This is a genomic window from Conexibacter sp. W3-3-2 (assembly GCF_009707605.1).
GTDB lineage: Bacteria > Actinomycetota > Thermoleophilia > Solirubrobacterales > Solirubrobacteraceae > Paraconexibacter > Paraconexibacter algicola.
This window is the reverse complement of record NZ_WLYW01000001.1, coordinates 1,508,938-1,532,677: the sequence shown is the minus strand read 5'-3', so window position 1 is coordinate 1,532,677 and position 23,740 is coordinate 1,508,938. Positions and strand designations below refer to the sequence as shown.

Here is a 23,740-nt window from a genome sequence, read left to right as displayed (position 1 = left end):
GGTCCCCGATCGCTCCGACGGGCTGGCGTTCCGACGCTCGGTCATGTCTGATCGTCGCGTCCGCAGCACCCATCGTCCGGAGGAGCCATGCGCACCACCCTCAGCAGGAGCGCGCTCGCCGCGCTCGCCCTCAGCCTCGGACTGCCCGCGCTCGCGCACGGAGCGGTCACCGCCACCACGATCACCTCGCCCACCGGCGACGTCCGCGCCCTGACGCTGGCGGGCAACCCGGCGAGCTTCCAGCGCGCCGTCACCGGCACCGCGACCGCCGCCGACGGCGACAAGGTCGACGTCCGCTGCTACGGCAGCGACACCAACGAGCTGCTGGCCGCCGATCTGGTCGTCACCGGTGGCGCCTTCTCCGGCACGCTCGACCTCACGCCGATCGACGACGACGGCTTCCCCTGCACCGCGCGGGCCGTCCCCGACGGCGACGCCTCGCCGGGCGACATCGGCCGCTTCGCCGGACCGCGGATGTTCATCAGCCACTTCGCCGCCCCGGCGCAGGCCGGCATGGCCACGCCGGTCAACGGCGGTGGCACCGCCTTCATCGACACCTACGGCGCCTACGCCGGACCGCGCGGCACCGGGTTCTCCTACGAGCCCGACGACGACGCGCTCTACGAGCTCAGCCCCGTCAACCCGACGACGCTCTTCGCGACCTACGAGTTCGGCGGCTACTACCCGTTCGACACCGCCGCGGACATCGACGACCGCAACGCCGCGAACACGGGCAGCGCGCTGACCGTCGACGGCCACAACGGCTACCTCGCACCGAACATCCCGGTCCTCAACTACGACGGGGTGGGGGGCTCCGAGCTGCCCACCGGCGTGGCGTCGATCACCGCCAACGCGTCGCTGGACGCGGCCGGCACCCTCACGATGACCGAGAGCTACCCGGTCTACCGCTGCGCCGACGCCGGCGGCACCCCGAACGACACGCACCCCGTCACCACGGCCTCGTGCCCGCGCACGGTGAGCGCCGGCGTGCGGCTGGACCGCGTCAAGCGGTTCACCAACGACGGCGCCTCGGTCGTCCTGGCCGACACGTTCGTCAGCACCGACGGGGCGGCACACGACGTCGGCCTCGAGGTCGACGAGGACAACTCGGTCTCCGACTACGTCGAGACCAAGGCGCCCGGCGATCTCGCCTTCACGATCCGCGGCTTCGGTGACGTCCTCACCTACACCTCCGCCCCGGCCACGCTGCTCACCCGGGACAGCCAGTACCCGGAGAGCTCCTACGTCGGCGCGGGCGCGCGGACGGCGCTCGAGCAGCCCGTGCGCACGACCTGGGAGGACGACGACGAGTCGTTCACGCTCCAGCGGTTCGCGGTCCCGGCGGGCGCCTCGGCGACGAGGACCACCGTCTACGCGGTGAGCCTCAGCAGCACGGCCGCCGAGAGCGGCGCCAACGCGCTGGAGGACCAGCAGGGCGCTCCGACCATCGCGATCGCGTCGCCGGCCGCGGGCAGCACGACGACGAGCAACGTCGCGATCGTGGCGGGCACGGCCCGCGACAACAAGGCGGTGGCGTCGGTGAAGGTCAACGGCCAGTCCGTCGCGGTCGCCTCCGACGGCTCCTGGGTCGCGCCGATCGCGCTCCAGCCGGGTGCCAACGCCATCGCGGCGGTCGTCGCCGACGGGGCGGGCAACACCAACCAGGCGGTCAGCAGCATCACCTACACCCCGCCGGCGACCCCGCAGCAGGTGCAGGCCGCCTCGGTCAAGACCTGCCGGATCCCGGCGATCACCCGCGGCTCGACCGTCACCTCGGCGAGCACGAAGCTCAAGAAGGCGGGCTGCAAGGTCGCCACGAAGCGCCGCTCGATCACGTCGAAGACGAAGAAGGGCCGGGTGCTGTCGACCTCGCCCGCGGCCGGCACGACGATCCTGGCCGACAACCCGGTGACGCTCACGACGAGCAAGGGCCGCGCGGCGAAGCGCAAGAAGCGCTGAGCGTCCGGCCGTTCAGGTGATCCGCAGCGCCCGTCGCGACGGCGGGCGCTGCACCACGCCCGCGTCGTCGATGGCGCGGGCGAACACGACGTAGCGACCGGGCGGCAGCGGACGACGCAGCCGCAGCACCCACGAGCGGGTGCCCGAGGCCGCCAGGTACGCCCGGGGGGCGCGGCACGACTCGCGTCGCCGGGAGAACGTGCCCCGCGCCCGCATCGCCGAGCAGGCGTCGCCCCGGCGGCGCAGGACGGCGACCTGCACCTTCTCCACGCGCCGGTCGTCGCCCGCGGTGCCCGCGATGCCGCGGATCGTCGTGGCCTTCGCGGTGGTGGGGAGCTTCAGCACCGCGACGGGGGCGGCGTTGGACCGTCGCGGTGGCTCGGCGTCGGGGGCGGCCGGGGTGAACGTGACCTCGGCCTCGAGCTGCCCGAAGCCGCTGATCACGTCGATCCGGACGAGGTGGAAGCCCGACGCGACCTGGGCGGTGACCGTCTCCGCGGCCTCGTCCCGATCGGACGACGTGACCGGCCGCCGCGGGCGGCCGGTCGCATCCGCCGTGGACAGCTCGAGCGCCACGTCCACCGCGGTGGCGCCGGCCGGGCGGGTCGTGACGGTGAGGGTGCCCGCCGCGCGGAGGTCCAGCAACGTGTCGTCGCACTCGCGCAGCGCGGTCGTGCACTGCGGGGCCGGTGTCCGGCCGTCGGACCAGGAGGCGATGGCCGTCCCGGAGATCTCGTACCGCTCGGCCGACGGTCCGGCGAAGGTGAAGGAGCGGGCGGGCGCGGCGTGGCCGGCGGCAGGGAACGCCAGCAGGCTCAGGACGACGGCGCCCACGACGAGGGGGAAGTGGCGCGGCATCCGCCGACACGGTAGCGGCTCGCTGGCACCGGGACGCTCACCTGGACGGATGCGCGACAGCCGCCGGACCTGCGGCGGGGCGCGCGTCGCCGAGCGGCTCAGGTGCGGACGAGGCGCGCCGCGGCGAACGCCTCGAGCGCGCGGCCGGCCGGCCCGTCGAGCAGGTCCTGCGCGACCGCGTCGAGCGTCGCGAGCGCGGCGGGGGAGGCGTCGTCGAGCGCGACGTCCCGCGGGAGGTCGAGCTGCAGCCGCAGCTGCCGCTCTCCCAGCAGGTGCTCGAGCTGGTACTCCACGGTGTCGGCGACCCCGTCGAAGACGATGTCGATCACCGGCCGGATCCAGCGCGCGAGGCCCCAGCCTCGGGCGTCCTCGTGCCGGATCGGGCGCTGCGCGGAGCCGGTGCCGAGCGACAGCACGACGTGCGGCTCCCCGGGCGCGAGCCGCTCGGCCTCCGCGTAGGCGCACAGCGCCGGGTTCGTGGCGAAGACGCCGCCGTCGACGAGCGAGCGAGCGGGACCGCCGTCGGGTGAGCGCCACGCCAGCGGCTCGAAGTAGGTCGGTGCCGCGGCGGTGGCGCGGGCCACGTCAGTGAGCAGCGCCTCGCGGCCCTCCTCCGCGGTGCGCCAGCTCTTGAACAGGAACGGCTCGCGGGCCTCGAGGTCGTAGGTCGTGACGAGCAGCCGCGGCCGCGCCTGCGACAGCAGCGCCCCGCCCCCGAGGTAGCGCTCCAGTGCATCCTCGAGCCCGGCGGCGTCGTGCCGTTCGTCGATCAGGCCGTCCAGCGAGCTCAGCCGCCGCCCGAGCGAGCGCCGGAAGATCCGGGGTCCCTCGGTGAGGTAGAGCTGCGGCAGCCCGGCGGCCGCGTGCCGCGGACCGCCGTCCGTCGCGCGCGCGGTGAGGGCGCAGGCGAGGATCCCGCCGGTCGAGGTGCCGGCGACAAGGTCGAACAGGTCCGCGACCGGCCGCCCGGTCACGGCCTCCAGGCGGGCGAGGGCGCGGGCGGGGACGAGGCCCCGGATGCCGCCGCCGTCGATCGCCAGGATCCGCACCCGGCGACCGTACCCGTGCGCGCGACGATCGCCAACCGCTCGCGTAAGGTTTCGCCCGCACACCGGTTGAGGGGACGTGAAGACGATCATGTTGGGGACCACCGTCCGCCGCGCCGCGCGCGTGGCGTCCATCGCCGTGGGCTGCGCGCTGGGCGCGGCGCCGGCCGCGCACGCCGGGCTGTCGACCTGGTCGAGCCTGCCCGGCTCGGAGGGCCGCTGGGTGCGCGAGTACGCGACCGGCTCGCCCGCGAGCACGATCTACGCGGCGCTGGAGGGCGGCGCGGGCGTCCTGCGCTCGACGAACTCCGGCATCAGCTGGAGCCCGTTCGAGGCGGGCCTGCCGGGCGGTGACGCGCGCAACGTCCGGGCCGTGATCGCGTCGGGCTCCGACGTCCTGATCGGCACCGGGGTCGGGGTGTTCCGCTCCCAGTCGGGCGGCGCCTGGCAGCCGCTGGGCCAGGGGGAGGAGTCCGACCCGAAGACCCTGAACCGCTCGGTCCAGGCGCTGCTGAACGCGGGCGGCACGCTGCTGGCGGGGACGTTCGCGGGCGGCGTCTTCCGCTCGACGGACGGGGGCGCGACCTGGATCCGTCCGGCGGCGGGCAACGGCATGCCGGCGGGCGAGACCGTCTGGTCGCTGACGTCGTTCGGCCCGCTGGTGCTCGCGGCGACCTCCAGCGGCGTGTACCGCTCCTCGGACTCGGGTGCCTCGTGGTCGCCGGCGAGCGACGGCCTGCCGTTCTCGCCGATCCTGCGGGTCTTCGGCGACGACGCGAACCCGAACATCTACTACGCGGGGACCGCCGGCTCGGGCATGTACCGCACGATCAACGCGGGCGTGACGTGGCAGCCGGTGAATGAGGGCCTCGGCCCGTCGACGATCCGGGACTTCACGACCGTGTTCAACCCGGGCAAGAACGAGACGCGGTTCTACGCGGCGACCCCGGACGGCGCCTGGGCGGGCCGGACCGACAGCGGCCCGCTGCCGGGCAAGGTCCGCTGGAGGAAGGTCACGCAGACGGGCCTGGGGGCGAACACGATCTTCTGGGGTCTGTCGAACTTCCTCAGCACGCCGGGGACGCTGCTGGCGGGCACGCAGTCCAACGGCGCGTACAGCCTGACGTTCCAGCCGCCGGTGAACGTGACGACGCCGCCCGCCCCGACCGGGACCCTGCAGGTCGGCAAGACCCTGACCGCGAGCCCCGGCGCATGGTCGGGGACGCCGACGATCGACTTCACCTACCGCTGGAAGCGGTGCACGGCGGCGGGCGACACGGCCACGTGCTCCTTCATCGCCGGGGCGGAGGAGCCCACCTACGTGCTGGTGGCCGGCGACCAGGGCCGGTTCCTGCGGGTCGAGGTGACGGCGACCAACGACTTCCCGACCTTCGACCTCGTCCGCGAGCTGTCGGCGGCCACCGCGGTCGTGGCGGCGAACCCGGGGACGCTGCCGGGTGCCAACCAGCAGTCCGCCCCCACGATCACCGGCCCCCAGTTCCCGGCGCCCGGTGACACGCTCACCGCCACGGGTGCCGCCTTCAACCCGGCGGCGAGCAGCGGCGTCTCGTACCGCTGGGAGCGCTGCCCGGACACGAGCGGTACCGGCTGCGTCGAGCGCACCGGCGTCACGGGCGCCGCCTACGTCCTCACCGAGGACGACGTCGAGCAGCGACTGCGCGTCACCGCGATCGGCGCGAACTCGGCGGGCTCGGCGGCGACCCAGCCGTCGGGGTTCTCCAACGAGATCTTCCCCCGGCAGGCGCAGAACCTCGAGCTGCCCGTCGTCCTCGGCCAGCCGGTGACGGGGGAGACCCTCGTCGGCGCGGTCGGCACCTGGGCGAGCCCGCGGACGACCTATGCGCGCAGCTGGCAGCGCTGTGACGCCGACGGCGGCTCCTGCCAGACGCTCGGTGGGGTCACCGGCGCGACGTACGCGGTGACCGCCGCCGACCTCGGCAGCCGCCTGCGGCTCGTCGTGGTGGCGGACACCAACGGCCCGAACAAGATCCCGGCCGCCGTCGCGGTCGCCTCGGCGCCGAGCGCGGTCGTGACCGCCCCGGCGGCCGCGGGCACGCCGGGCGCGGGCGTCCCGGTCGGCGGCACGCCGGGCAGCGGCACCCCGGGTGGTGGCACACCGGCGGACGCGACCGCCCCGGTGCTGGGGGCGATCGCCGCCCCGCGGGCCGCGATCACGCCGAAGCGCTCGGCGGCGCTCGTGCTGCGCTCCAGCGAGGCGGGGACGGCCCGGCTGCGCGTCGAGCGGGTCCTCGCCGGCCGTCGCGCGGGAGCGCGCTGCGTGCGCGCGACCGCCCGCAACCGCCGTGCGCGCCGGTGCGACCGCTTCGTGCTCGTCGGCACCCTCTCGCGCCCGGTGGTCGCGGGGACCACGACGGTGCGCCTGACCCGCAGGGTCGGCTCGCGCACGCTCGCCCCCGGCCGCTACCGCGTCCGCGTGACCGTCCGCGACGCGGCGGGCAACGTCAGCGCCGTCCGCGACGTGCGCGTCCGCGTCGCCCGGCGCTAGCGGCACGTCGCGGTCCCGGCAGCCCAGCTCGCGCCCGGCGTGCGCTGCGCTGCCGGCGTCCGGTCACCGCCCGCCGTCGAACCGGTCCGCGTCGACCTGCACGTCCGGCACGATCCGTGCCGCGTCGAGGTCCCGCGGGCCGGGCCCGTGGCCGGCGACGTGCTCGAGCTCCGACAGCAGGCCCCCGGACTGGAACAGCATCAGCCACGACTGCTCGTCACCTTCGACGATCGGCCCGGGCTCGTCGTCCCAGACGTGCGAGGGTGCCCGCGGCGCCTTCGCGGCGTCGACCTCGAGCTCGATCGTCCCGCAGCCGCAACCGCACGCCGCCCGCACGACGGCGTGCGCCACCTGCGCGCGGAAGTGCCCGACCTCCGGGAAGTCCACCGAGAGCAGCCGCTCGATCACCGCGCGCTCGTCGTCGGTCAGGGCTCGACGGTGCTCGATCACGGCCGCCGATGGTCGCAGACGGTGCCGACCGCCCACGCCTGACCCCGCTCGTCGTCGCGGCGAAGCGGGGGCGCCGAAGCTCCCGGGCCGAGCGTCGTAGGACGTCGCTTCACCACGGGTTCATGTCCGGTGTGAGAGGGTCTCGGCACGGCGAGTCCGACAGGGTCTCGCCCGTCCAGGTTAAAGGTTCCAGGAGGTTCTCTTGTCGCGTCAGAAACGCGTCGCCGCGGCGACGTCCGTCGCCGTCCTCGCCGGTGGCCTCGCCGTCGTCGCGAACGGCGGTGCCACGACCCGCATCGTCGGGGGCAGCAACGCCGCCATCTCGTCCTATCCGGCCTACGTCTCGATCGGCTCGCGGAGCGCGGCGTCCGAGCGCACCGCGCACTACTGCGGTGGAACGCTGATCGCCCGCCAGTGGGTGCTCTCGGCGGCCCACTGCTTCGACAAGGAGGACGATCCGGGCAAGGGCACGCCGGGCGGGGTCGCGGCGTCGACGGTGCAGGTCATCCCGGCGCCGGCGTCGCTCAACGCCGCGGACGGCTCGGCGAACAGCCGCGCCATCACCGTCGAGCAGATCGTCGTCAAGTCGGAGTACCCGGGCAGCACGCCCGCCGGTGACGGCGGTCCGAACGACCTGGCGCTCCTGAAGCTCTCGCGCGAGGTGACGCCCGCGGAGATCGCGAGCCCGGCCTTCGTCCCGCCCGCGTCTGCGGACGCCCTGTACGCCAAGGGCTCGCGGCTGGTCGTGACCGGCTACGGCTCGACGAACGCGACCTCGACCGACCCCGGATCGTTCGACGACACGAACTTCAAGAAGCTCGACGTCCTCGCCAAGGACGACGCGGACTGCGGCGGTGCGCCGTTCTCCGCGCCGATCGAGCTGTGCACCGAGCTGACGCCGACCGAGCCGCTCCCCGCCTCCTCGTGTCAGGGCGACAGCGGCGGCCCGCTGTGGGGCACGCTCGACGGCGTGCAGTACGTCGTCGGCGTCGTCAGCCGCGGCCCGTCGCCGTGCGACGGCAGCGAGGATCGCAACGAGGGCACCTACGCGGAGACGCGCGCGTTCCGCCAGTGGATCGAGGACACGACCGGCACGCCGCTCGCGAGCCCGACCACTCCGGCTCCGGCGCCGACGCCGACGCCCACGCCGACACCGACCGGCACGACGCCCGCCGGACCCGGCACGCCCGCGCCGGCGACCCCGGTCGCGACGCCGACGCCCGTGTCGGCGCCCGCGCAGGCCGCGCCGTCGCTCCTGTCCCGGTCGCCCGCCACCGCGACCCGGACGGGTGGCCTCCGGCTCCGATTCGGCTGCAGCCGGGTCCCGTGTCGCGCGACCGTCACGGTCTCGCGCGGCGGCCGGCAGGTCTCCCGCAAGGTCGTCTCGCTCAGCCGCAGCAGCCAGACGATCACGTTCGCCCCGACGAAGGGCCGTGGCCGCTATCGCCGGGGCCAGCGCGTCGTCGTGAAGCTCACGACCGCGGCGGGGAGCACCAGCAGGACGGTCACGATCCGGTAGCGCCCGGCAGCGAACCGCCGTCCCGCAAGCGACGAGGGCCCCGCAACCGCGGGGCCCTCGCCGAAGCTCGTATCGCCGCGAGGCGCTACTTGATGATTGGAGATCGGCTGTCGCCGTCGGTGGTCATCTCTAGGCCACGCCTCGGATCTTGACGACTTCGGCCTCGGCGTCTGTGGCCGTCTCTGGCGGGCTGTCGCCGTCGCTGGCTGCCAGCATCGCTGCCATCTTTGTGCCCTCGTACATCCGCTCGACGTGCTCGCGGCGCACCCGGTCGTCGTTGGCCTCGGCGATCTCCGAGACGTAGGTCGAGATCGTCACCTGAACCGATGCGTGCCCGAGCCGCTGCGACAAGCTGACGATGTCGCCGCCGTCCTTGATCCACAACGAAGCGTGCGTGTGGCGCAGCGAGTGGAAGGACATCTGCGGAAGGCCGGCGCGCTCAAGCGCCGGGTAGAGGCCACGGGCAAGGATGTTGCCGTGACCGATGGGACGCCCGGTCTTCGTGCAGAAGATCAGGTCGTCGTCGGCGGCGTGCTCGGTCTTGAGCTTCATCGCCGCGAACATCGACATGAGGAAGTCCGGCGCTTCGATCACGCGCTCGGACGTCTGCGTCTTCGTCTGAACCAACTCACCCTTGGCGTTGGCCTGGCGCTCGATGCGAACCGTTCTGCGCTCGAAGTCGATGTCGCCCCAGCGGAGGCCCAGCGTCTCGCCCTTGCGTGTGCCGAGCGCCGCAGCCGTGGCTATGGCCTCGCGGTGGGGCGACGCCGCCGCAGCGGTCACCGCGTCGAGCTGCTCGCGGTTGAGCTTGGGCTTCTTGATCTTGCGAGCCTTGTAGCCCGGACGCTCATCGTCCATCAGAGCGCGCACCGGGTTCTCAGCCGTCGTCATGTCGTGGCGCTTGGCGAAGTCGTACGCACGCGACAAGGGGATGAGCACGGACTTCATCGTCTGCACGCTGTAGCCGGTCGTGATCGCGAGGTCCGGTGTCTTGCGCTCCTTCACTCGCTGGTCGACCTCGCGCCGGTACTCGGCGGTCTTCATGGCCGCGACGAAGGCGGACACCCTGCGCACGTTCACGTCCGACAAGCGCATGGCTCCGAAGTACGGAAGCAAGTGGACGTCGAGTCCGTACCGATACACGGCCTGCGTCTTCGGAGCGAGCGACTGCGCCCGCTCGGTCCACCACTTCTCCGCCGCGATGGCGAACGTCAGGTTCCGATCCACCGGGGCGATGTGCTCGCCCTTGCGGGTCTTGGCCCTCGCCTCGCCGAGCGCGGCTTCGGCGTCGCGGAGTCGCGTCCCGACGGTCTGGCGGATCTGCTTGCCCGCCGTGTTGCGGAAGACGATCTCGTAGACCCATGCACCCTTGGCGTTCTTGCGCCGCCAGATGCCTTCCTTCACGCGCTCGCGCGCGACGCCCGTAGGCTTGTTCATGCTGCTCGACCTCCTGTGTCGAAGTAGCCACGGGGCGGGCCGGTTGCAGCCGGTGCCGCCCCACTTGTGTTGTCCACACGAGGCTACCTCATGTTCTATTGAGTCACTAGCGTCTCGTCGAGATCGCCCAGTGTTCATCGGTGATTTCGGGAACGTGATAGCGGCGTGGCAGCGCCGCGTCGGTCCTACCTCCGGCCCGTACGACGGCTCGCGTCCAGTTCGCGACGGTCGAAGAACAACCGAGCACCAGGTCTGTCCTGGTGAGCGGGGATGTCGCCGCGTCGAGCGCGCTTGTAGACCGCATCGACGGTGATCCCCAGATGGCGGGCCGCGCCCTCAGCGTCGAGCCACGGGTCGTCCCCGATTTTGTCCGCATAGGTCATGTACGTCGGCATGTGCCGCGCGATGACCTCGCCGATCAACATGCAGGTGCTCGCGTCGAGGGCGAGGGTGCCGAGCGTGGGCAGGTTAGGTGTCGTGCTCATCGGCTTGGGCCGACGAAGGCGCTCATGAACGGGTTGTCAGGGGCGTCCGCGATCAGACGACGGATCGCGTCGGCACGGGTCAGGCTCTGGCTTCGAGCGAGTCGGTCGAGACGTTCTGCTTCTTCGGGTGCGAGCACCAGGCCGACGACGAGGCCGCCATCCTCCGTCTGCTTGAGGACGGCCCTGGCTGCGCGTGCCGTGGCGTTGCGGATGAACGTGGACGTCGAAACGCCTTGGCGGGTGGCGGCGGCGCGGACAGCGAGCCGCTCGTCTGCGGAGACGCGGACGTGCTCGTGTTCAGTGCGGGCAGGGGTAGACGGCATTGGGCCTCCTTCGGCTCGATGTGGTCTGCGGACCCTGCGGGTCTTCTCGTCCGCGTCCCTGACGAACTCGTACCGGCGCTGGCTGGCGCGCTCGACTCGGGTGCGGTGCTCCGTTACACAGGCGGTGATGACGTTGTGGTCACAAGGTAGCGGCGGTGCCTGACCACGATCAAACGACCGTTGCTGATCCGGGGACCAGCCCCAATATCAGCTCCGCTTATGGTGATAGCCCTCGGGCCTGCGTCCGGCTACTTCTGGCGGAGCTGGTGCGCCTCGCGGTCGCGCTCGTGACGGCGACGCTGGCGCGCTGCCGTGCCGGTGACGTTGAGGCGGGCGGCAATGGTGTCGAGCTTCGCATCGGTGATGTCCTGGGCGACGATCCAGCGACCAGGCCGAACCTCGCGGACGAGCCCGTGGCTTGCAAGCTTGACTAGCTGCTTCCTGATCGACCGGGGCTGTCGGTGAAGGAGGTCCGCAAGCTCTTGGAGGGTCGCCGCCTTGCTGAAATGCTGAAGCGCGTCGAACACAAGTCGGGCTGCGTGATGCAGCCCGTGATGACGGAAAGCGTCGTGGGACGTGACAGTAAGCAAACGACGCCCCCCCATCAAACGTCGTCGGCCTACTGTCCCGTCCGACGGTCGCGAACGCTGACCACGGCGGAATCTCGACGGTCCAGAGGGTGGTGCCCGAGCCTTTCCGACCGTGCTTCGCGAGCCACCCTGCATCTACGAGCCGCGAGAGCGCGGACGTGGTTGCGGTCAAGCCCATGCCTGCATCGTCGGCGACACGCCGGTAACTCGCCGCGAACGGGGCCTTGTTGCTCTTCGTCTGGATGTCGCACATCGTGTTGAGCACGAAGCGGTGGGACGCCGGCTTGAACAGCACCCGGTCCGCGAGGTCTTGAACGTTTCGCACATGGCGATGGAGTCGCCCGACCGTCGTGTCGGCGTGGCGGTCCGTGATCCGTCGCGACATCGCCTCTAGGCCGTCGTGAGCCGTCCCAGGGAACACGGCGTGAAAGCGATCAGCGATCCGCGCGTGGTCGATCTCGTCGCCGGTGATCCCGTCGTTCATGGCCCTGGTGATGAACTCGTGCATGACCGTGCTCACATCACGCCCCTCGACCGGGAGCGCGCCGCTCAGCAGCCGGGTCATGCTGTCGTCAGTCACCGGGGAAGTTCGAGCGTGCCGCGGCGGCCCTTCTGAGGTTGTCCCGTAGCTCGTAGAACTTTGTAGGTGGCGGTCCTTCCCGCCTCGTCCGCTTCCGTTGGGAGCGTGGCGAGTGCGAAGTCATCCACGACGAGGAAGGAAGAACCGCCATGAGGAACGTAGAGCAGGGCCGCGACGACCGCGAACTTGCGCTGCCCCCGGCTGTGCAGGAAGCGCTCGGCGAGCTCGTGAACGCTGCGAAGGACGGGCTGCTGGCCCTGTCGGTCGGGGTCGGGCTCGGCGTGCTGGACACACTGATGGAAGAGGAGGTCACCGAGGTCGTCGGACCGAAGGGCCGACGTGACCCGGACCGTGTCGCGGTTCGTCACGGCCATGAAGCGGGCGAGGTCACGCTCGGCGGCCGGCGCGTCGGCGTGCAACGCCCGAGGGTGCGGGCCGCCGACGGCAGCGGCGAGATCCGTCTTCAGACCTATGCGCACTTCGCCGACCGCGACCCGCTCACCCGGGTCGTGCTCGAGCAGATGCTCGCCGGCGTCTCGACCCGGCGGTTCGCCAGGACCCGCGAGCCGGTCGGCGAGCACGTGACCGCGGCCGAGCGGTCGACCTCCAAGAGCGCGGTCAGCCGCGAGTTCGTCGGCCGCACGACCGAGCACCTGCGCGCCCTCATGAGCCGCGACCTCGGCGATGTCCGGCTGGCGGCGCTGATGCTCGACGGGATCGAGCTGAAAGGGCGCTGTTGCGTCGTCGCGCTGGGCGTCACGACCGACGGGGTGAAGGTCCCGCTCGGCCTCTGGGACGGCTCTACGGAGAACGCCACGGTCGCCCGCCATCTGCTCGCCGACTTGGTCGACCGCGGCCTCGATCTCGACCAGGGCGTCCTCGTCGTCCTCGACGGCGGCAAGGCGCTCCGATCGGCGGTCGACCAGGTCCTCGGCCCGGTCCCGGTGCAGCGGTGCATCCGTCACAAGGAGAGAAACGTCCTGGACCACCTCCCCGAGCAGGATCGCGACCTCGTCAAGCGCAGGTTGCGCACCGCTTGGAAGCAGTCGAACTACGAGCTCGCGCTCGACGGCCTCAACCGGCTCGCCGACGAGCTCACGCGGTCGCATCCCGGGGCGGCCACGTCGCTGCGGGAGGGCCTCCCGGAGACGCTGACCCTGCAGCGGCTCGGCTGCCACGAACAGCTGCGCCGCACGCTCGCCAGCACGAACCCGATCGAGTCGATGATCGAGTTCGTCCGGCGCACCTCGAGGAACGTGAAGCGCTGGCAGTCGGGCGACATGTGCCTCAGATGGACCGCCGCCGGCATGCTCGAAGCCGAGCAGCAGTTCCGCAAGATCATCGGCGTCGACCACCTCGCCAACCTCACCCTCGCCGTCGAACGAGACCTCGCCGAACGCCGCGCGACAGCCACGCCACCGACCCCGTCCACCACGACCCCCGAGCCGGCCGCTACGCTCGCACACGCTCACTGATCACCGGACCGCCACCGAGAAGTTCCACGGCGAACGGGACATCCTCGCCCTTCTCCTGCAAGGCGGCCAGAACGGCGAAGTCCCGCACGGCTGCCCCCATCGCCAAGCCTTGACGTTCGGCCTCCTCTCTGATCACGTCGTACTCGGGGCCGCCGAGCTGGACCGTGAGACGGTGGACACGGCGAAAGCCGGGATGACGAGGGCGACGGCCACGGAAAGGCGGGTTCTGGGGCTCCGGCATAAGGTCATTGTGCCGTCTGCCCCTGACATCCCTGCGATATCGCGGCTATGAGGGCTTTTCGAGCAGCGTGCGTTTCGCGTGCGCGAACTCGTCGTCGGTCAACGCACCTGCCGCATAGAGGTCGGCGAGCTTCTTGATTTCGTCGGCCACGCTGACGGCGGGAGCCGCTGCGGTGGGCGGTCGTAGTCCGACATCGCTCATCGTCTGCTGATGGGCCTCGGTGATGCGCTCTTGCATCCACTGGACCTTCGGGCGGATCTTCTCGTAGAACTGCTTGGTGAACGGCAGCGTGTTCGACAGCGTGTAGGGGTCGTTCGAGTTCGCGTTCCGACCGGAGAACGTGCCGCGCCAGAAGTCTTTGTTGGCGGTGCCCTGGTAGCTCGCGGTGAGGATCTCCAACGAGCCGTTCACGAAGCCGGAGTTGTATTCGATGCCGGTCACCTGCTTGTACGGGAACACGGTGACGCGACCGCCACCGAGCGAGCCGGCCATGAGGTTCGTCACGACCCCCTTCTTGATGACGATGCATCGGTCCTCGAAGGCTGCCAACACGCCTCCGGCTGTCTCGCCAGCGATGAACTCGGGAAGCTCGTCCGGCCTACACTGCCGCCGGATCTCTTCGAGCGCTGGGCGGTTGGCTTTGCCGATGACGCGAGCCTTCAGCGGATCCTCATTAGTAGTCGCCGGGGTGGGCGCTGCGACCGGTCGCCGGTTCCCCGTGTGGTCGGTGAACTTCTCGCCGTCCCACCAGCGGAAGTCGGCCTCGCCTTCGGGATCGGGACGCCACTCTGCGCCGGGTGCCCACTCGGGAGGCGGGCTCGCGTCGTTCTCGGGCATCTACGGCTTCGCGACGAAGCGAATCTCGGTGATGCCGACGATGTTGCCCTTGTTCGTGCCGTCTTTGTCGATGCTCACGGTGATGCTGGCCTTGCCCTGGCACCACTCAGGGGCTTCGGCAAGCTTGTCGTCAAAGGGGCTGAGCGAGAAGGACATGGACTTGCCCTTCTTGGGCTTGCGCTGCGAGTCCTTGACGACGAACGACGAGCAGTTGGAGCCTGATCGTCCGATGAGGGCAACGCTGTAGTGGTAGCCCTTCTTCAGCGTTCGGTCGGTCTTGAACGACACCGTGATGGCATCGTCAACGATGGGCGTCTTCGGAGTGACCTTCAGCTTGACCTTGGCATCGGCTGGGCTTGTGCCAGCTCCGAGGCCAACCGCCAACATCGTGGCGAGCATCGCGCCCTTGCGCATGTGGTTCCCCATCTCCTGAGTAGGCAACGAACAGGACCGATCAGTCCTGGCGGGAACTCTATCCGGACCAGAAAGTCCTGCGGGTGGACGACCCGCTCCCCGCATTCGCTGCACGCCTGCGCGCGCTGCGGGAGGTTGTCCCGTAGCTCGTAGAACTTTGTAGGCGGCGGTTCTCCCGCCTCGTCCGCTCCCGTTGGGAGCGTGACGGGTGCTTGAAGTCCATCCGAGACAGGAGAACCGCCGTGAGGAACGTAGAGCAGGACCCCGACGGCCGCGAGCTCGCGCTGCCGCCCGCTGTGCAGGAGGCGCTCGGAGAGCTCGTCAATGCCGCCAAGGACGGGCTGCTGGCGTTGAGCGTCGGCGTCGGGCTCGGCGTGCTGGACACGCTGATGGAAGAAGAGGTCACCGAGGTCGTCGGCCCGAAAGGCCGACGCGACCCGGACCGCGTCGCGGTGCGCCACGGCCACGAACCGGGCGAGGTCACCTTGGGCGGCCGGCGTGTCGGCGTGCAACGCCCGCGGGTGCGGGCCGCTGACGGCAGCGGCGAGATCCGCCTTCAGACCTACGCGCACTTCGCCGACCGTGACCCACTCACCCGGGTCGTGCTCGAGCAGATGCTCGCCGGCGTCTCCACGCGACGGTTCGCGCGCACCCGGGAGCCGGTCGGCGAGCACGTGACCGCGGCCGAGCGGTCGACCTCCAAGAGCGCGGTCAGCCGCGAGTTCGTCGGGCGCACGACCGAGCACCTGCGCGCGCTCATGTCGCGCGACCTGGGCGACGTGCGGTTGGCGGCGCTGATGCTCGACGGGATCGAGCTCAAAGGCCGCTGCTGCGTCGTCGCCCTCGGGGTCACGACCGATGGGGTGAAGGTCCCGCTCGGCCTCTGGGACGGCAGCACCGAGAACCAGACGGTCGCCCGGCACCTCCTCGCCGACCTCGTCGACCGTGGCCTGGACCTCGACCAGGGCGTCCTGGTCGTCCTGGACGGCGGAAAGGCGCTGCGCGCGGCGGTCGACCAGGTCCTCGGCCCGGTCCCCGTCCAGCGATGCATCCGCCACAAGGAGAGGAACGTCCTGGACCACCTCCCCGAGGCCGATCGCGACCTCGTCAAGCGCAGGTTGCGCACCGCCTGGAAGCAGTCCAACTACGAGCTCGCGCTCGACGGCCTCAACCGGCTCGCCGACGAACTCGCCCACTCCCATCCCGGAGCCGCGGCGTCGCTGCGCGAAGGCCTCCCCGAGACGCTCACACTGCAGCGCCTCGGCTGCCCCGAGCAACTCCGCCGCACCCTCGCCTCGACGAACCCGATCGAGTCGATGATCGAGTTCGTCCGCCGCACCTCCAGGAACGTGAAGCGCTGGCAGTCCGGCGACATGTGCCTCAGATGGACCGCCGCCGGCATGCTCGAAGCCGAACAGCAGTTCCGGAAAATCATCGGCGTCGACCACCTCGCCACACTCACGATCGCCGTCGAGCGCGACCTCGCCGCCCGACGCTCCGCAACCGCCTCGCCGACCATGTCCACCACGACCCCCGAGCCGGCCGCTACGCTCGCACCCGCTCACTGATCACCGAACCGCCGCCGAGAAGTTCCACGGCGACCGGGACATCCTCGCGGTGAGGGCGGCGTGCATCTCCTGGTGGGGGTCCTCGCCGCCGGAGAACCAGATGTCCGCCTGCCGGTAGAGCTCGTCGCTGAGGTCCTCGGTCAGGCGCGCGAGCAGCTCGCGCTTGTCCTTGAAGTAGAAGTAGAACGCGGTCCGCGAGATGCCGGCGCGGGTGGCGATGCGCTCGATCCCCAGGTCGGGGAACGAGGCGCCCTCGGCCAGCAGGTCCTCGGTGGCCTGCAGCACGGCCGCCTGGATCGCGGCGCGCTTGGGGGACGGGTCGTCGACGGTCCGGGCCATCGGCGCGGCAGCCTACCACCGCCCCGCGCGTCCATTGACGGGGTGTCAAGCCGCTTCGAGGTTGCATCAGCGCGACGCGTCGGGAAACATGTCGGCCGCATGCGCCTCCGAAGCCTGTCCGTCGCGGTCCTCGCCGCGCTGTCCCTCAGCGCGCTCGCGGCGCTGCCCAGCCCGGCGTCGGCCAAGCCGCTGATCGGCATCGCCGACCAGAAGCCGGACATGTTCGCCGACCCCCGCTTCGTCGCGCTGCAGCTGAAGACCGCGCGCTACTTCGTGCCCTTCGACGTGAGCACGAACCCGTTCCAGCTCGCGCGCCTCGACGCCTGGATGGCGGGCGCCGCCCGGGACGGCATCGCGCCGCTGATCACGATGGAGCGCTCGAGCAACGCGCGCACCCGCAAGAAGGGCGCCCCGAGCGTCGCCGCCTACCGCAAGGCGGTGCGCTACCTGCGCCAGCGCTACCCGTTCGTGACGGCGTACTCGGCGTGGAACGAGCCCAACGACGGCGGCCAGCCGACGTTCCGCAAGCCGCAGCTGCTGGCCTCCTACACGAAGGTGCTGCAGCAGGAGTGCAAGGGCTGCAAGATCCTCGCGGGCGACCTGCTCGACAACCCGAACATGGTCAGCTACGCGCGGCAGGTCGAGAAGGCGCTGAAGAAGCCCGCGAAGATCTGGGGGCTGCACAGCTACTCCGACGCGAACAACTTCCGCACGACCTCGACGAAGAAGCTGCTGAAGGGCGTCAAGGGCAAGGTCTGGCTGACCGAGGTCGGCGGCGTCGTCGCGCGGCGCTCCGCGTTCTCGAAGGCGACGTTCAAGGGCCAGGGCGAGGCGCACGCCGCGAAGGCGACGTCCTACCTGTTCAAGACGATCGCGAAGCTCAGCCCGCGGATCGAGCGGATGTACCTCTACCACTGGAACTCGGCCTCCCCGAACGACTCGTGGGACTCCGCGTTCATCGGCCCGGACGGCCGCGAGCGCCCGGCGCTGGCCCTGCTGCGCAAGCAGCTCGGGCGCTGACCGTGCACGTCGCGAACCTCGCGGACCGCGAGACCTTCACGACCCTCGACGGGTCCACGATCCGCGAGCTGTGCGGGCCGTCGTGGACGCCCGCGCGCAACCAGAGCCTCGCCGAGGCCACCGTGCCGGTCGGCGGCGAGACGATCGCGCACTACCACCGCACCTCCGAGGAGCTCTACTACTTCACGGCCGGCCGTGGCCGGCTGCGGGTGGGGGAGGAGACGCGCGAGGTCGGCCCGGGGACTGCGCGGTGATCCCGCCCGGGATCGAGCACCAGCTCTGGTGCGACGGCGAGGAGCCGCTCGTGCTGCTGTGCTGCTGCGCTCCCGCCTACTCGCACGAGGACACGGTCCTCACCGGCGCAACCCCTCCGTCCGCCGCGCGTTAGAAGCTGCAGGACCCCGGGCAGGACCGCCGGGGCCCGCAGCCGCATGCCCACGTTCCCCCGTGCACTCCGCTCCGTCGTCGCGCTCTGCGCGCTCGGCCTCGCCCTCGCCGCCGCCGCGGCGACGCCCGCGCACGCCCTGCGCCCGAGCCTGACCGTCGGCATCGGCGACCAGAAGCCGGGGATGTTCACCGACCCGCTGTTCGGGGAGCTGGGCGTCCGCGACGCGCGCATCGTCGTCCCGTGGGACGTCCGCACGATCGACTGGCAGGCCCAGGACGTCGACGCCTGGATGCGCGCGGCGCGCCGCGCGCGCTCGCGCGTGCTCGTGACGTTCTCGAACTCGCGAGGGGAGGGGCGTCGGCGCGTCCTGCCCACGCCCGAGCGGTTCAAGTACGAGTTCCAGCGGTTCCGCGAGCGCTACCCGTGGGCGACGACGTTCGCGGTCTGGAACGAGCCCAACCACTGCGGGCAGCCGACCTGCACCCGGCCGGCGCTCGTCGCCGCCTACTACCGCAAGCTGCGCCAGGCCTGCCCGCGCTGCACGATCCTGCCGGCCGAGCTGCTGGACATGCCGAACATGATCCGCTGGACCCGGCAGCTGCGCCGCGCGCTGAGGGTCGAGCCGAAGATCTGGGGCCTGCACAACTACGTCGACGCCAACCGGATGTCGACGGCGCGCACCCGCTCGCTGCTGCGCGCCGTCAAGGGCGACGTGTGGCTGACCGAGACCGGCGGACTGGTCGCCCGGCGCAACCGCCGCAAGGAGACCGTGGGGTTCACCGAGGGGACGCAGCACGCCGCGCGGGTCACGCGGTTCGTGCTCGACCGGCTGGCCGGGACGAGCCGGCGGATCTCGCGCGTCTACCTCTACCACTGGGACACGATCAGCCCGCAGGACAGCTGGGACAGCGCGCTGATCGGGCCGCGCGGGCCGCGCCCGGCGTTCACCGTCCTGGACGGGCTGCTGCGCCGTCAGCGGGTGCTGATCGCCCGCCAGCGCGCCGCCCGTCGCTGATCGACGGCGGTCCGTCGCCCGGCGCGCTCGCGCCGAGTGTCACAATGTTGTTACAAGCTCGGCGGATCAGGTAGGGTGTGGGTGGCACTCCTCCGCTGTCCCCGAAGGTGGAGTGTCACGGCCCGCGCGCTGCGCGGGCTTCGCACGTCCAGGGAGCAGCGCCGCACCTCCCATGCCCCATCAGGAACTCATGATCGATGCCCCGTCCGACCCGTCGGCCCCCGAGCCGACCCCGGGCGGTCCCCGCCTGGGGACGAGCCCGCTGCGGCTCGCCGACATCGTCCTGATCGTCATGGCGGCGCCGGTCGTCTGCCTCCTCGGGGCGCCCGTCCTGGGCATCCTCGCCGGGGCCGGCGTGTGGGTCCTCAACCGCGTCCTCGAGCTCGCGCTCGCCCGGCGCGCGGCCACCCGCGAGGACGTCCGCGCCGCAATCGGATACAACCTCGGCGGCGTCATCGGACGCGCGTGGCTCGTGGGCCTTACGATCCTCGCCGTCGGAACCGCCGGAGAGCGGGAGGACGGGCTCGCCGCCGCCGTCCTCGTCTTCGCCGCCTTCACGCTCTACTTCGCCAACTCGCTGCTCGCACGCTCGTTCGAGAGGAACGCTTCCCCGTCATGACGACCAAAGCCAAAGTCGGCATCGGCCTCGGCATCTACGTCGGTGTCATCGTCCTGTTCGTCGCGATCTTCGGCTTCTCGCGGACCGACAACGACTTCTTCCAGCCGCAGGAGGAGTTCAAGCTCGACACCTGGTTCGAGCTCGGGCCCCTGGCCTTCAACAAGGCCACGATGTACGTCCTCGTCGCCGCGATCTTCATGTGCGCGACGATGATCTACGTCGCCCGCCGCATGAAGCAGAAGCCCAACCGCGTCCAGACGCTGGTCGAGCTCGCGTACACCACGATGCGCGACAACATCACCAAGCAGAACATGGACCACAGCGTCGCCGCCAAGTGGTTCCCGTTCATCGCCGCGCTGTTCCTGTTCATCTGGTTCTCGAACATGCTCGGCTACATCCCGCTGCCGACGAACACGGCGCACAAGGTCGACATCTTCGGCTTCGACGTCCCCTCCTTCGCCCTCTACGCGGCGACCGCGAACCTCTCGATCCCGCTCGCGCTCTCGCTGCTCGTGTGGATCATCTACAACGCGGTCGGCATCCGGACCAAGGGCTTCGGCGGCTACATGCGGAGCTTCATCCCGGCCGGCGTGCCGAAGGCGATCGTCCCGATGGTCTTCGTCCTCGAGCTGATGTCGAACTTCATGCGGCTGATCTCGCTGAGCGTCCGCCTCTTCGCGAACATCCTCGCGGGCCACCTCATCATCCTGTTCATGGGCGGCGCGCTCGTCGTGCTCCCTCGGCATCGAGGCGCTCGGCATCGTCACCTTCCCGATGGCCGTCGGCCTCTTCATGTTCGAGGTCGGCCTCGTCGCCACCCTGCAGGCCTTCATCTTCGCCACCCTCACCGCCATCTACCTCGGCGGGGCGACCTCAGACCACCACTAACCGACCCCGGGACCCACCTGGGGCGGCCCCGGTCGCCGCAGGCCCGAGACCTCACTCGTCGCACGAAACCCCCAAGGAGAATCAGGACCATGGACCTCAGCACCATCACCGTGCTCGCGCAGGCTGCAGCCGACCCCGAGGCGTACGGCGCCAACGCCGGTCGCGCGATCGCCCTCGGCGTGGGTGGCGGCCTCGGTGCCGTCGGCGCCGGCATCGGCATCGGCCAGATCTTCGGCAAGGTCATCGAGTCGGTGACCCGTCAGCCGGAGATGAAGGACGAGATCACCTCGATCCAGTGGCTCGGCTTCGCGCTCTGCGAGGCGTGCTTCTTCTACGGCCTCGTCGCGGGCCTCATCGCGTTCTTCCTCTAGGTCGCGATGCTCTCCGCCGTCACCACCACGATCCTCGCCGCCACCGAAGGTGGCGCCGAGGCCGCCGAGGGGGGAGGGTCCTTCCTCGTCGAGCCCGGCGTCGGCCTGATGGTGTGGACCCTCGTCATCTTCGGAGTCGCCATGGCGCTGCTCTACAAGCTGGCGTTCCCGGCGATCGCCGAGGCCCTCGACAAGCGGCAGAAGCTCATCGAGGACTCGATCGAGTCCGCCGACCGCACCAAGGCCGAGGCCAACCAGCTGCTGGAGGAGTACCGCCAGCGCCTGGCCGATGCCCGCGTCCAGGCCGACGACATCGTCGCGCGTGCGCAGAAGGCCGGCGAGGAGGAGAAGCGCTCCCTCGTCGAGTCCGGCCGCGCCGAGCGCGAGGAGAAGGTCGCCCAGGCCCAGAAGGACATCGAGCAGGAGCAGCTGCGCGCCCTGCAGGAGGTCCGCAAGGAGGTCGCCGCGATGACCGTCCTGGCCACCGAGAAGGTCACGCGCAAGACGCTGACCGAGGAGGACCAGCGCCGGCTCGTCGAGGAGGCCCTCTCCGAGCTCGACTTCTCCGCCCTCGGCGGGGAGCGGAACAGCTAGACATGGAAGAGATCGCCCGCGTCTACGCCCGCTCCCTGTACGAGGTCGCGCAGGCCCAGGGGAAGGCCGAGGTCGTCCGGGACCAGCTCGGCGCGTTCACGGACGCCGTCGACGGGAACCGCGACCTGCAGGTCTTCCTCTTCTCGCCCTACTTCTCCACCGAGGAGAAGCTGGACGGGCTGCGCCGCGCGGTGTCCGATGCGGAGCCGATCGTGAGCAATGTGCTCGAGCTGCTGGTCGAGAAGCACCGCATGCCGGTGATCTTCCGCATCCGGCGCGAGTACGACGCTCTGTGGGAGGACGCCAACAAGCTCCTTCCCGTCGAGATCACCTCCGCGATCGCCCTGGACGACGCCCTCGTGCAGCAGCTCTCGGCCCGCATCGGCGAGCAGACCGGCCGCAAGGTCGCGCTCACCACCACGGTCGACCCCGACGTCATCGGCGGCATCGTCATGCGCGTCGGCAACAACATCCTCGACGCGTCGATCCGGACGCGTCTCGAATCCCTTCGCAAGCAGGTCGCGACCGCCTAGGTCGCGTCCACTCAGGAGACCTCCCACGTCATGCAGATCAAGCCCGACGAGATCACCAGCATCCTCAAGAGCCGCATCGAGGGCCTCGACGCCGGCTCCGCCGAGCTCACCGAGGTCGGCACCGTCCTGTCCGTCGCCGACGGCATCGCCCGCATCCACGGGCTCGAGAACTGCATGGCGTTCGAGCGTCTCGAGCTCCCGCACGGGGTCACCGGCCTCGCGCTGAACCTCGAGGCCGACAACGTCGGCGCCGTGCTGTTCGGCCCGTGGCAGAAGGTCGTCGAGGGCGACACCGCCAAGCGCACCGGCAAGCTCCTCGAGATCCCGGTCGGCGACGAGTTCCTCGGCCGCATCGTCGACCCGCTCGGCAACCCGCTCGACGGCAAGGGCGACATCACGCCCGCCGAGTACCGCCCGGTCGAGTTCAAGGCCCCCGGCGTCGTCTCGCGTCAGCCGGTGAAGGAGCCGCTGCAGACCGGCATCAAGGCGATCGACGCCATGATCCCGATCGGCCGTGGCCAGCGCGAGCTCATCATCGGCGACCGCCAGACCGGCAAGACCGCGATCGCGCTCGACGCGATCATGAACAACAAGGCGACCGGCGTCGTCTCGATCTACGTCGCCATCGGCAAGCGCATGGCGACCGTCGTCCAGCTCGCCAAGACCCTCGAGGAGGCCGGCGCGCTCGACAACGCGATCATCGTCGCCGCCCCGGCCGACGAGGCCGCGCCGATCAAGTTCCTCGCGCCCTACGCGGGCTGCGCGATGGGCGAGTACTTCCTCTACAAGGGCGGCCACGCGCTGACCGTGTACGACGACCTCACCCAGCACGCGTACGCGTACCGCCAGATGTCGCTGCTGCTGCGCCGCCCGCCGGGCCGCGAGGCGTACCCGGGCGACGTCTTCTACCTGCACAGCCGCCTGCTCGAGCGCGCGGTCAAGCTCAACGACGAGCTCGGCGGCGGGTCCATGACCTCGCTCCCGATCATCGAGACGCAGGCGGGCGACGTCTCCGCGTTCATCCCGACGAACGTCATCTCGATCACCGACGGGCAGATCTTCCTCGAGCCGAAGCTCTTCAACTCGGGCGTCCGCCCGGCCATCAACGTCGGCATCTCGGTGTCGCGCGTCGGCGGCTCGGCGCAGATCGGCCCGATGAAGAAGGTCGCCGGCAAGATCAAGGGCGAGCTCTCCCAGTACCGCGAGCTCGAGGCGTTCGCGCAGTTCGGCTCCGACCTCGACGCGGACACCCGCAAGACCCTGGCCCGCGGCGAGCGCCTCGTCGCGACGCTGAACCAGAACGAGCGCTCGCCGCTGAACGTCGCCGAGCAGACGATCCAGCTGTTCGCCGCCACCAACGGCTACATCGACCGCATCCTGACCAGCCGCGTCCCCGAGTTCCTCGAGGGCCTGCTCCGTCGGGCGCGCGCCGAGGCCGCCCCGCTGCTGGAGAAGATCGCCGGCGGTGACTGGTCGGACGGCACGCAGTCCGAGGTCGACACGCTCGTCGCCGGGTGGTCGAAGGACTTCGGCTACGACCTCGACGAGGAGGGCAACCCGGAGGAGGACGCGGCCACCGTCACGTCCGGTGCCGGCATCGAGTCCTCCGCGTCGGCCGAGCCGGCCGCCGTCTAGGCCCCGGCCCGGTAGAGAGGAGCCCTCCC

Annotated in this window: 26 protein-coding genes; 15 read left to right on the top strand and 11 right to left on the bottom strand. The window is 70.9% G+C overall.

Annotation, left to right across the window (positions count from 1 at the left end; translation table 11 throughout):
• Nucleotides 1–87: 87 nt before the first annotated feature.
• Nucleotides 88–1,959 (top strand): PASTA domain-containing protein, encoded by a 1,872-nt coding sequence (locus GKE82_RS07570; protein WP_154732885.1) that lies wholly within the window; start codon nucleotides 88–90, stop codon nucleotides 1,957–1,959.
• A gap of 12 nt (nucleotides 1,960–1,971) precedes the next feature.
• Here GKE82_RS07570 and GKE82_RS07565 read toward each other — a convergent pair whose 3' ends face one another.
• Nucleotides 1,972–2,817: a hypothetical protein gene (locus GKE82_RS07565; protein WP_154732883.1), complete on the bottom strand. Its 846-nt coding sequence runs from the start codon at nucleotides 2,815–2,817 to the stop codon at nucleotides 1,972–1,974.
• 98 nt (nucleotides 2,818–2,915) lie between these two features.
• A complete protein-coding gene (locus tag GKE82_RS07560; RefSeq protein ID WP_196189105.1) occupies nucleotides 2,916–3,866 on the bottom strand; it encodes a patatin-like phospholipase family protein in 951 nt (316 codons plus the stop codon).
• A gap of 88 nt (nucleotides 3,867–3,954) precedes the next feature.
• Here GKE82_RS07560 and GKE82_RS07555 point away from each other — a divergent pair, with 88 nt between their 5' ends.
• Entirely contained in the window at nucleotides 3,955–6,390 is a 2,436-nt protein-coding gene (locus GKE82_RS07555; RefSeq protein ID WP_196189104.1) for a hypothetical protein, read from the top strand.
• A gap of 63 nt (nucleotides 6,391–6,453) precedes the next feature.
• On the opposite strand, the gene GKE82_RS07550 is transcribed toward GKE82_RS07555, so the two are convergent.
• Nucleotides 6,454–6,840, bottom strand: coding sequence for a hypothetical protein (locus GKE82_RS07550; RefSeq protein ID WP_154732880.1), 387 nt, complete (start codon nucleotides 6,838–6,840; stop codon nucleotides 6,454–6,456).
• Between the two features lie 202 nt (nucleotides 6,841–7,042).
• Here GKE82_RS07550 and GKE82_RS07545 point away from each other — a divergent pair, with 202 nt between their 5' ends.
• Nucleotides 7,043–8,359, top strand: a complete 1,317-nt coding sequence (locus tag GKE82_RS07545) for a trypsin-like serine protease (RefSeq protein WP_154732879.1) — start codon at nucleotides 7,043–7,045, stop codon at nucleotides 8,357–8,359.
• Nucleotides 8,360–8,488: 129 nt separating this feature from the next.
• On the opposite strand, the gene GKE82_RS07540 is transcribed toward GKE82_RS07545, so the two are convergent.
• From GKE82_RS07540 to GKE82_RS07525, 4 genes are all read right to left on the bottom strand, one after another.
• Nucleotides 8,489–9,796, bottom strand: coding sequence for a site-specific integrase (locus GKE82_RS07540; protein ID WP_196189103.1), 1,308 nt, complete (start codon nucleotides 9,794–9,796; stop codon nucleotides 8,489–8,491).
• A gap of 185 nt (nucleotides 9,797–9,981) precedes the next feature.
• Entirely contained in the window at nucleotides 9,982–10,281 is a 300-nt protein-coding gene (locus tag GKE82_RS07535) for a helix-turn-helix domain-containing protein (protein ID WP_154732877.1), read from the bottom strand.
• The gene (locus GKE82_RS07530; protein ID WP_154732876.1) at nucleotides 10,278–10,604 is read right to left on the bottom strand and encodes a hypothetical protein; all 327 of its coding nucleotides are present in this window, start codon (nucleotides 10,602–10,604) and stop codon (nucleotides 10,278–10,280) included. Before GKE82_RS07530 ends, GKE82_RS07535 begins: the two co-directional genes overlap by 4 nt.
• A 248-nt stretch (nucleotides 10,605–10,852) precedes the next feature.
• Nucleotides 10,853–11,131, bottom strand: coding sequence for a hypothetical protein (locus GKE82_RS07525; protein WP_154732875.1), 279 nt, complete (start codon nucleotides 11,129–11,131; stop codon nucleotides 10,853–10,855).
• Nucleotides 11,132–11,618: 487 nt separating this feature from the next.
• Between GKE82_RS07525 and GKE82_RS28065 the strand changes: the two genes are divergently transcribed.
• Nucleotides 11,619–11,810, top strand: coding sequence for a hypothetical protein (locus GKE82_RS28065; protein WP_154732874.1), 192 nt, complete (start codon nucleotides 11,619–11,621; stop codon nucleotides 11,808–11,810).
• A 113-nt stretch (nucleotides 11,811–11,923) separates the two neighbouring features.
• Entirely contained in the window at nucleotides 11,924–13,249 is a 1,326-nt protein-coding gene (locus tag GKE82_RS07515; protein ID WP_154732000.1) for an IS256 family transposase, read from the top strand.
• Here GKE82_RS07515 and GKE82_RS07510 read toward each other — a convergent pair.
• Genes GKE82_RS07510 through GKE82_RS07500 form a run of 3 tightly spaced genes read right to left on the bottom strand, consistent with a single transcriptional unit; the run spans nucleotide 13,227 to nucleotide 14,741 of the window.
• The gene (locus GKE82_RS07510) at nucleotides 13,227–13,490 is read right to left on the bottom strand and encodes a hypothetical protein (protein ID WP_154732873.1); all 264 of its coding nucleotides are present in this window, start codon (nucleotides 13,488–13,490) and stop codon (nucleotides 13,227–13,229) included. The two genes, GKE82_RS07515 and GKE82_RS07510, sit on opposite strands and share 23 nt — an antisense overlap.
• 45 nt (nucleotides 13,491–13,535) lie before the next feature.
• Nucleotides 13,536–14,327 carry an SHOCT domain-containing protein gene (locus GKE82_RS07505; protein WP_154732872.1) on the bottom strand — a complete coding sequence of 264 codons (792 nt, stop codon included), beginning with the start codon at nucleotides 14,325–14,327 and terminating at the stop codon, nucleotides 13,536–13,538.
• Nucleotides 14,328–14,741, bottom strand: a complete 414-nt coding sequence (locus tag GKE82_RS07500) for a hypothetical protein (protein ID WP_154732871.1) — start codon at nucleotides 14,739–14,741, stop codon at nucleotides 14,328–14,330.
• A 242-nt stretch (nucleotides 14,742–14,983) separates the two neighbouring features.
• On the opposite strand from GKE82_RS07500, the gene GKE82_RS07495 reads away from it, so the two are divergent.
• The gene (locus GKE82_RS07495; RefSeq protein WP_196189050.1) at nucleotides 14,984–16,309 is read left to right on the top strand and encodes an IS256 family transposase; all 1,326 of its coding nucleotides are present in this window, start codon (nucleotides 14,984–14,986) and stop codon (nucleotides 16,307–16,309) included.
• Here the strand turns inward: GKE82_RS07495 and GKE82_RS07490 are convergent, their stop codons facing one another.
• Entirely contained in the window at nucleotides 16,310–16,648 is a 339-nt protein-coding gene (locus GKE82_RS07490; RefSeq protein WP_154732870.1) for a TetR/AcrR family transcriptional regulator, read from the bottom strand.
• A 99-nt stretch (nucleotides 16,649–16,747) separates the two neighbouring features.
• Here GKE82_RS07490 and GKE82_RS07485 point away from each other — a divergent pair, with 99 nt between their 5' ends.
• From GKE82_RS07485 to atpA, 9 genes are all read left to right on the top strand, one after another.
• The gene (locus GKE82_RS07485) at nucleotides 16,748–17,668 is read left to right on the top strand and encodes a hypothetical protein (protein WP_154732869.1); all 921 of its coding nucleotides are present in this window, start codon (nucleotides 16,748–16,750) and stop codon (nucleotides 17,666–17,668) included.
• 2 nt (nucleotides 17,669–17,670) lie between these two features.
• A complete protein-coding gene (locus GKE82_RS28060; protein ID WP_309233484.1) occupies nucleotides 17,671–17,922 on the top strand; it encodes a cupin domain-containing protein in 252 nt (83 codons plus the stop codon).
• Nucleotides 17,919–18,056: a hypothetical protein gene (locus tag GKE82_RS28055; protein ID WP_230316114.1), complete on the top strand. Its 138-nt coding sequence runs from the start codon at nucleotides 17,919–17,921 to the stop codon at nucleotides 18,054–18,056. Before GKE82_RS28060 ends, GKE82_RS28055 begins: the two co-directional genes overlap by 4 nt.
• A 43-nt stretch (nucleotides 18,057–18,099) precedes the next feature.
• Complete coding sequence (locus tag GKE82_RS07475; RefSeq protein WP_107569238.1) at nucleotides 18,100–19,071, top strand: hypothetical protein; 972 nt, start codon at nucleotides 18,100–18,102, stop codon at nucleotides 19,069–19,071.
• 172 nt (nucleotides 19,072–19,243) lie between these two features.
• Entirely contained in the window at nucleotides 19,244–19,690 is a 447-nt protein-coding gene (locus GKE82_RS07470) for a hypothetical protein (RefSeq protein ID WP_154732868.1), read from the top strand.
• The gene (gene atpB, locus GKE82_RS30360; protein ID WP_304503267.1) at nucleotides 19,687–20,949 is read left to right on the top strand and encodes a F0F1 ATP synthase subunit A; all 1,263 of its coding nucleotides are present in this window, start codon (nucleotides 19,687–19,689) and stop codon (nucleotides 20,947–20,949) included. Before GKE82_RS07470 ends, atpB begins: the two co-directional genes overlap by 4 nt.
• A gap of 6 nt (nucleotides 20,950–20,955) precedes the next feature.
• A complete protein-coding gene (gene atpF, locus GKE82_RS07455) occupies nucleotides 20,956–21,543 on the top strand; it encodes a F0F1 ATP synthase subunit B (RefSeq protein WP_107569246.1) in 588 nt (195 codons plus the stop codon).
• 2 nt (nucleotides 21,544–21,545) lie between these two features.
• Entirely contained in the window at nucleotides 21,546–22,076 is a 531-nt protein-coding gene (atpH, locus tag GKE82_RS07450) for an ATP synthase F1 subunit delta (protein ID WP_107569248.1), read from the top strand.
• A gap of 30 nt (nucleotides 22,077–22,106) precedes the next feature.
• Nucleotides 22,107–23,711: a F0F1 ATP synthase subunit alpha gene (atpA, locus tag GKE82_RS07445; protein ID WP_107569250.1), complete on the top strand. Its 1,605-nt coding sequence runs from the start codon at nucleotides 22,107–22,109 to the stop codon at nucleotides 23,709–23,711.
• Nucleotides 23,712–23,740: the final 29 nt, after the last annotated feature.

Excerpts from the sequence above, each read along its gene's own strand:
- atpH (WP_107569248.1), top strand. The coding sequence starts at position 21,546 with ATGGAAGAGATCGCCCGCGTCTACGCCCGCTCCCTGTACGAGGTCGCG.
- GKE82_RS07475 (WP_107569238.1), top strand. The coding sequence starts at position 18,100 with ATGCCCACGTTCCCCCGTGCACTCCGCTCCGTCGTCGCGCTCTGCGCG.
- atpF (WP_107569246.1), top strand. The coding sequence starts at position 20,956 with ATGCTCTCCGCCGTCACCACCACGATCCTCGCCGCCACCGAAGGTGGC.
- GKE82_RS07540 (WP_196189103.1), bottom strand. The coding sequence starts at position 9,796 with ATGAACAAGCCTACGGGCGTCGCGCGCGAGCGCGTGAAGGAAGGCATC.
- GKE82_RS07470 (WP_154732868.1), top strand. The coding sequence starts at position 19,244 with ATGCCCCATCAGGAACTCATGATCGATGCCCCGTCCGACCCGTCGGCC.
- GKE82_RS07515 (WP_154732000.1), top strand. The coding sequence starts at position 11,924 with ATGAGGAACGTAGAGCAGGGCCGCGACGACCGCGAACTTGCGCTGCCC.
- GKE82_RS07555 (WP_196189104.1), top strand. The coding sequence starts at position 3,955 with ATGTTGGGGACCACCGTCCGCCGCGCCGCGCGCGTGGCGTCCATCGCC.
- atpA (WP_107569250.1), top strand. The coding sequence starts at position 22,107 with ATGCAGATCAAGCCCGACGAGATCACCAGCATCCTCAAGAGCCGCATC.
- GKE82_RS07535 (WP_154732877.1), bottom strand. The coding sequence starts at position 10,281 with ATGAGCACGACACCTAACCTGCCCACGCTCGGCACCCTCGCCCTCGAC.
- GKE82_RS07510 (WP_154732873.1), bottom strand. The coding sequence starts at position 13,490 with ATGCCGGAGCCCCAGAACCCGCCTTTCCGTGGCCGTCGCCCTCGTCAT.
- atpB (WP_304503267.1), top strand. The coding sequence starts at position 19,687 with ATGACGACCAAAGCCAAAGTCGGCATCGGCCTCGGCATCTACGTCGGT.
- GKE82_RS07570 (WP_154732885.1), top strand. The coding sequence starts at position 88 with ATGCGCACCACCCTCAGCAGGAGCGCGCTCGCCGCGCTCGCCCTCAGC.
- GKE82_RS07490 (WP_154732870.1), bottom strand. The coding sequence starts at position 16,648 with ATGGCCCGGACCGTCGACGACCCGTCCCCCAAGCGCGCCGCGATCCAG.
- GKE82_RS07500 (WP_154732871.1), bottom strand. The coding sequence starts at position 14,741 with ATGCGCAAGGGCGCGATGCTCGCCACGATGTTGGCGGTTGGCCTCGGA.
- GKE82_RS07505 (WP_154732872.1), bottom strand. The coding sequence starts at position 14,327 with ATGCCCGAGAACGACGCGAGCCCGCCTCCCGAGTGGGCACCCGGCGCA.
- GKE82_RS07530 (WP_154732876.1), bottom strand. The coding sequence starts at position 10,604 with ATGCCGTCTACCCCTGCCCGCACTGAACACGAGCACGTCCGCGTCTCC.
- GKE82_RS07485 (WP_154732869.1), top strand. The coding sequence starts at position 16,748 with ATGCGCCTCCGAAGCCTGTCCGTCGCGGTCCTCGCCGCGCTGTCCCTC.
- GKE82_RS07565 (WP_154732883.1), bottom strand. The coding sequence starts at position 2,817 with ATGCCGCGCCACTTCCCCCTCGTCGTGGGCGCCGTCGTCCTGAGCCTG.